Origin of the sequence: Methyloglobulus sp., assembly GCF_040079455.1 — a bacterium.
Classification (GTDB): Bacteria; Pseudomonadota; Gammaproteobacteria; order Methylococcales; family Methylomonadaceae; genus Methyloglobulus.
In genome coordinates this window covers 1-4573 of the sequence record NZ_JBEBKJ010000144.1, presented here as the reverse complement: position 1 = coordinate 4573, position 4573 = coordinate 1, and the positions used below count along the sequence as shown (strand labels likewise).

The 4573-nt window shown below is 42.6% G+C and carries 3 protein-coding genes; 2 read left to right on the top strand and 1 reads right to left on the bottom strand.

The genetic code is table 11. The features are described 5' to 3' along the window. Positions 1-495: 495 nt before the first annotated feature. Entirely contained in the window at positions 496-2523 is a 2028-nt protein-coding gene (locus ABL924_RS17920; protein ID WP_349028461.1) for a TonB-dependent receptor, read from the top strand. A 175-nt stretch (positions 2524-2698) separates the two neighbouring features. Beyond that, positions 2699-3631, top strand: coding sequence for an ABC transporter substrate binding protein (locus ABL924_RS17915; RefSeq protein WP_349028460.1), 933 nt, complete (start codon positions 2699-2701; stop codon positions 3629-3631). Positions 3632-3734: 103 nt separating this feature from the next. Here the strand turns inward: ABL924_RS17915 and ABL924_RS17910 are convergent. After that, the coding region (locus tag ABL924_RS17910; protein ID WP_349028459.1) for an HAD-IC family P-type ATPase at positions 3735-4573 on the bottom strand (839 nt) is incomplete at its 5' end.

The following is a 4573-nucleotide window of genomic DNA, read 5'->3' as shown; positions in this document are numbered from 1 at the left end:
TTTGGGCTAGGTTCTTCCAGGACATAGGCTATTGCTCGAACTTGAATAAAGGCTTATTTTACCCATTTTGGGGCTTGAGGTCGTGCAAAGGTCTCAGGTTGTTGATCTGGAAAGCGCCTATCTAAAATTACATTAAGAATTCTGGAATTGATTTCGCTCAGCACGAAAAGTGTAGACTAAATCACAAAAACATTCGCAAACCATGCAAGTTTTGTGAGGCGCATCACAAATTCGAAAAATATCCCTATTTTCACTCTTTACAAAATACAAAAATCTGTATCTATGCTAGGCAATCAAAGTTCGATAATCCATAAGTAGGATTACAAACTCTGGCTGATTTGCCCCTTTTTGATGGTTATTGGTTACTTTTTATCTTGTGTGCCGCAAAAAAATTATCGACTTGATAATGTAAGGTTTTTTACACTGCAACATACCTCATCGAACATTATCAGCAAATATCAGCTATATTTATTGTGACTAAAAATAATTTCCGTTATGAAGATCCCAACCTTTACCCGTTTATTAAGTTTGTTTTTTCTACTCCAGAATCCGGCTTTTGCCGAGGATGACATCCCTTCATCTGGAGCTTTATCAAAAAGCAGTGACGAGTTGTTGTTCCAAGACATCCCCTCGGTTTCCACGGCTTCAAAATATGAGCAGCAGGTAAGCAAAGCCCCAGCCTCTATCAGCGTTGTTAATGCGGATGAGATAAAGAAATGGGGTTACCGGAATTTTGGCGACATAATGGCAAGTCTTAAGGGCTTTTATAGCACCAATGACCGTAACTACGGTTACGTAGGCTCACGTGGATTTGGCCTCCCAGCAGATTACAACACCCGCATGCTGTTGTTAATAGATGGACATCGTTACAACGATAATATTTTTGAATCTTTCTACACCGACGAAGGCTTCCCAGTCGATGTGGATATGATAGAGCGCGTGGAAGTAGTCCGTGGCCCTAGCTCTTCATTATATGGTACCAACGCTTTTTTTGGCGTAATAAATGTCATTACGAAACGGGGGCGAGATCAGGAAGGCGCGAATATTAAAACTTCCTATGGCACCTTCAACGCCACTAAAACAAGTGTCAGTGCCGGTAAACGGTTTAGCAATGGCATAGAAGCATTCCTCAGCGGCAGCTTTTTTGATAGCGATGGCAACGACCATTTATTTTCCAAGGAATTTGTTAATCCATTAACAAATAACGGCTTTTACGACAATAATGACGGCGAACAGGCAAAAAAACTGCTCGGCAAACTAGCTTATGGCGACTTTAGCCTGGAAGGCTTATTAGTCAAGCGCGAGAAAAACTTGCCCACGGGATCTTTCGGTACTTTATTTAATAACCCCAACACCAAAACCGTCGATCAAGCGCATTTTTTTGAACTTAAGTACGAGCATACCTTTGAAAATCAGTTGACTGTTCAATCCAGGGTTTCCTACAACAACTATCGTTATACCGGTAATTATCCATTTTTTGATGATGTAAATACCTTAAAAAACCTAGACGGTAAGGATTTTGTACGTGGGCAGTGGTGGCGTGGTGGCCTAGAGGCCACAAAAATCTTTTGGGATGATCACAAAATCACCTTTGGCGGTGAATTTCAACATGATTTTGACCAATACCAGAGTAATTATAACCTGCTTGGTAATATTGTAATCGAACCAAAGGTATCTGACACAGGCAGCTATAGATGGGCGTTGTTTGCCCAGGATGAATTTAGCATTACCGATAACCTGACCTTAAATGCGGGTCTCCGTTATGATTTTTTCAGCATATTCGGCGATACTATTAACCCGCGCCTGGGTCTCATCTACAATCCTTGGAAATCAACTACTTTCAAACTCCTCTATGGAACCGCTTTTAGAGCGCCAAGCCAATTTGAAATACATTCCCTACTCGCAGGTTTGACATTTAACGAAAAATTGCAGCCAGAACAACTGGAAACTTCAGAATTCATAATAGAACATTATTTTAATGAACACCTGCGTGGAGAGTTCAATTTTTTCCATACTCAAGTGGATCACATCATCGCCCAAGTTCCTATAAGTAAAAACCTCAATCAAAATCAGAACGTGGATAATGTCATTTCTAATGGGGTCGAACTGCAACTGGAGGATAGCTGGAGCAATGGCTTTCAGGCTCGGCTCAGTTATTCCTGGCAGGACACCAAATATGTTAGTCAAGATACCCGTTTGCCTAATTCCCCAGAACACATGGTCAAACTCAATCTGATTGCCCCACTCTGGAAAGACAAGGTTTTTCTTGGCTTTGAAAACCGCTATATGAGCGGCAGGATAGTTGCCGCAAATTCTAAACACCCTACGAGTAAGGTTGGCGACAATGTAATAAGTAACCTTACAGTTTTTACTAAAAACTGGGTGAAAGGACTGGAATTATCGGCAGGTGCTTACAATCTCTTTGACGAACGTTATTTCGACCCAGGATCGACCGACCACACACAAATTGGCATACAACAAGATGGGCTGACGTTCCGAACCAAGGTCAGCCTGGATTTTTAGGTGGTAACTTTTTCCACTAAACCAACAATCGACAATTAACCAATCTAAGACAACCCCCGTGTTATTCGGCATGCAATTGATTCTTAACCGCGCACTAAGTATTTGTACTAATTGCAAAAATGAGCGGCAAACTTTAATCTGTGTATTTACAAACGGATCAATTTATTCTCGATTTATGCACGTTAACTTGTTCCCAGCCAAAAGATTGGCCGCTGCCTTTATCATCTTTTTCCTGTTGTCAAGCCCTGTATTCGCGGAAAATACGGCGCATGTTTTAGTCATAACCAGTTCTAATGACACCCCATATCAAGAGGCGGTTAGCGGATTTAAAGAGCAGATTTCTGCACACGCTAAGATTAAATTTACTCAGCTAGTCGTTACTCAAGCCCAATCATCGGGAATCAAAGAAATAGAACGCCTAAAACCTGATTTAATCTATGCTCTAGGCATGAATGCAACTCAATGGGTAAGCCATGAGACATCGAGTATTCCTATCGTAGCGACCATGGTACTTAAAGAAGAGGTATTCAAGAAAGCAGCTAATATGACCGGAGTCAGTCTTAGTTATCCATTAAAAACTCAATTTCAATGGTTAAAAAAATTTTTTCCCCAAAAAAAAGCAGTCGCTATCTTGTTTAATCCGAGTGAGAATACCACCATCGTCCAGGCCGCTAGTGTAATTAGTCAGCAACAAGGATTTAATCTGGTTGCAATACCCGTTGAAACACCAAAAAAATTGCCTCTTGCTCTGAAGCAGCTTGAAAGTAATGTCGAAATAATGCTTAGCATCCCTGACGAGACGGTAATGTCGGTTAATACGGCAAAGGAGTTGCTATTGGCTTCTTTCGGCAACAAGGTTCCATTGATTGGTCTTTCAGATAACTGGGTCAAATCTGGAGCGTTTTATGCGCTGTCCTGGGATTATGAGGATCTGGGGCGACAATGCGCCACTTTGGCACAAAAAATATTGGCCGGCACACCCGTGGCATTGGTTAAACCTGAGTATCCGCGCAAGGTGACCTATACCATTAACACCAAGATTGCTGAACACATGAATATGGACATCCCTCAAGACTTGCTTAGAAATGCTAAAATAATATTTGATTAAGAATACAACATAGTGGCTATGTTGACATTGCTACCTCTTGAATATTTTATCAAGCATTACTGCAAGTTCTACTTTCAATAAATTATACTACGGAAAGAAAAGGCTATTGGATTTCCCGATACAAACGGTAAAACACTCTTTTGGCCACCTCGACTATCGCTAGATAGACCACCACCATCATCGCTAAGATGGCATAAAACTGGGCGGGGGGCGGCACGAAACCGAAATACGTCCCTACAGGGGTGAAAGGCAGTGCCGCAGCAACAACCACTACAGTGAGTGATGTCACTACCAAGATCGGATGGGCGCGACTTTTGAACGGATTGCCACGAGTACGAATTATGAAAATCACTAAAACTTGGGTGCATAAGGACTCGACAAACCAGCCAGTCTGGAACAATGTCTCATTAGCGCTCAATACGTTCAGCATGACATAGAAGGTCAGGAAGTCGAATGCCGAACTGATGGGGCCTATCACCAGCATAAAATTGCGGATAAAGTTCATGTCCAGAACCCGAGGCTTGCGAAGTTCTTCTTGGTCTACTTCATCTAACGGAATCGGTACTTCGGAAAGATCGTACAGAATATTGTTGAGCAAGATTTGGGTGGGCAACATTGGCAGAAAAGGGAGGAAAAGCGCCGCTCCAGCCATGCTGAACATGTTGCCGAAATTGGAACTGGTGCCCATCATGATGTACTTCATAATATTGCCGAAAGTGCGGCGACCTTCCAGCACGCCGTCAAGCAGGACGTTCAAATCCTGATCAAGCAAGATCATATCGGCAGCTTCTTTGGCGACATCCACCGCCGAATCCACCGAGATTCCCACATCCGCTGAATGCAATGACGGCGCATCGTTGATGCCATCGCCCATATAACCGACTACATGGCCACGAGCCTTAAGTGCGAGGATTACCCGGTCTTTCTGTGATGGGTTGACGC

Excerpts from the sequence above, each read along its gene's own strand:
- ABL924_RS17920 (WP_349028461.1), top strand. The coding sequence starts at position 496 with ATGAAGATCCCAACCTTTACCCGTTTATTAAGTTTGTTTTTTCTACTC.
- ABL924_RS17915 (WP_349028460.1), top strand. The coding sequence starts at position 2,699 with ATGCACGTTAACTTGTTCCCAGCCAAAAGATTGGCCGCTGCCTTTATC.